Genomic DNA, 2,096 nt, shown 5'->3' with positions numbered 1-2,096 from the left:
CACCGCCCAAGCCCAAGCCGACCAGCACTACCAGAACACCCGCCACCTCCTCCCCCCCACCGGGGACACCGAAACCACCGTCTTCCCCGTCCATCTGCCCGACGCCGCCACAGACGGCGCCCCCAATGCCGGACCCGCCCCGACCCCACCACCCCTCCAGACGGACGCCTCCTCCGAAGCAAGCGGGGACTCCTCCGGCAGCGAAAGGACCGACCACGCCAAAACGGCCGACGAACTGGAGGACCGCGCACGCGTCGTACGGGCGGAAGCCGAGAGGACCGACCGCCAGGCCCAGAAACACCGCGAGCACGTCCAACGCTTGGAAGAACGCATCGCGGCCGACGAACCCGACGCCGACCAGGCCCGGCAGCAGATCAGGACCGACCGGTTCGCCATGGAGATCCTGGAGCGGCAGACGGAAGACCTGAATGCAGCCGCCGACGCTCTGGAGGAAGCCACCCAGGCCCTCCGTCAGGACCCCGACGGCATCGATGCGGACATCGCCCTCACCGCCGCCGAGGAGTACTACGAAAAGATCATCTGGCACCTGGCGCACACACACGACGGTCCTGCCACGGCGGAAACGGACTCGGTGACGGACGAGGTGTCGGATTCCGACACTGATGCATCGGGCGCGGAGGAGGATCCCGACGCGGTTCCGGGGTCGCTCGGCCCGGACGGGTTCCGGCGCTTCGCCACCGACGCTCAGGCGATCAGATATACCGAACAGTTCCTCGACACCCCGGAGAGGAACCCGCACGCTTTCGCCAGCCTCCCAAGGGAACAGCGTGAAGCCGTCCGGAAGTACATCAAACTAGATGAATTCTATCAATATTTTCCACGAATCAAAGAAGCGGACGACGGAGAACCCGGCTCCACCTGGGCATGGGAGGTCTACGAAACGCACGAATGGGAATGGCTTCTTTACGAGCTGACGGGATTCCAGCCCCTGACACCGGAATCCGTAAAGGAGATAAAGAACGACTCGGAAACGCTGTCATACGCTCATCACAAAGCCCTGGCGTGGGCAAGGTCGATGAGCGACCGCCGACTCGAAAGAGAGATAGCGAAAATCAAGGAGTCGGACATCGGCCGCTTGGTCGAGGCGTTCGGGGGTATCCCCTCCCTTGACGATCTGGAACGGAATCTCGATCTGGTCGACCAGGCACTGGACCGCCCCCTCCCCGAACCCCTCACGATGCGTCGCCTCCTCCCCCTTCCCGGGAATGAGAAGACATTCTTCGGGTACTACTCCCGATACCTGCTCAAGGACTCCGTCCAGACCTCCCCCGATGTCCTGGCCGTCGATCCGAGAAGGGACGTGGAGGACCCCCTTCTCGAGTCCGAACTCGTCCTCGCCCTTCCGAGCGGAAGCCGGGGGCTCTGGGTCGGGGAAAGCAGCGGAATCCCCGGCTACCGGAAACTGCTGCTGCCCCGCGGCACCCGGTACCTCATCAACAGGGCCTTTGCGGACGACACGCACTGGGAGAGGTTCGACGCCGAGGTCCTGCCCCCCGGCACCGCCACAAGCACTCCCGGTGTCCCCGACACCGCACCCGGCGTTCGCGCACCGGACGGGACCCGCCGCTTCACCGACGACGCCGAAGCCGCCCGCTACGGCGCCCAGATCCTCGACGACCCCCACCGCAACCCGCACGCCTACACACGACTGCCCCCACAGCAGCGAGAGGCGGTCGACACCTACATGCGCATCGGCGCGGTGTTCAACCGTGCCCTGCGACTCGCCCAGGACGACCGGATCGCCGCGTACCTGCAAGCGCACCGCGCAGACGTGGGCCCGGGCCTGCTCCTGTTCGATCTGGGACGCGACGGCCGCTTCCCCACCCTGGACGACCTCAGGTCAGCGGAGCACCCCCTGCCCCCGCGCGATTCCATCGTCAACTCCATCCTGAACGCCCCCGACCCCGAACAGGCACGCAGGACCTGGCTCGTCAGATCCGGGATGCGCGGACGGCTGACCGACGTGTTCGGGCGCTTCCCCGACGCCGACGACATCCGCCGCTTCGCCTCCACCCTCGACCAGGCCTTCGGCCCCCGCACCCTGCCCGAGACCGTCTTCACCCGCCGCAGCCTGA

General features: G+C 66.5%; 1 protein-coding gene. It reads left to right on the top strand.

The features are described from left to right. A partial coding sequence (locus ACFHWE_RS23455; RefSeq protein WP_416604039.1) for a hypothetical protein occupies positions 1-2,096 on the top strand: 2,096 nt, incomplete at both ends.

Origin of the sequence: Nocardiopsis sp. LOL_012, from assembly GCF_048060475.1 — a bacterium.
Taxonomy (GTDB): Bacteria; Actinomycetota; Actinomycetes; order Streptosporangiales; family Streptosporangiaceae; genus Nocardiopsis.
Note: the sequence above shows the minus strand (reverse complement) of the source record. Positions and strands in the feature narration are given on the sequence as shown.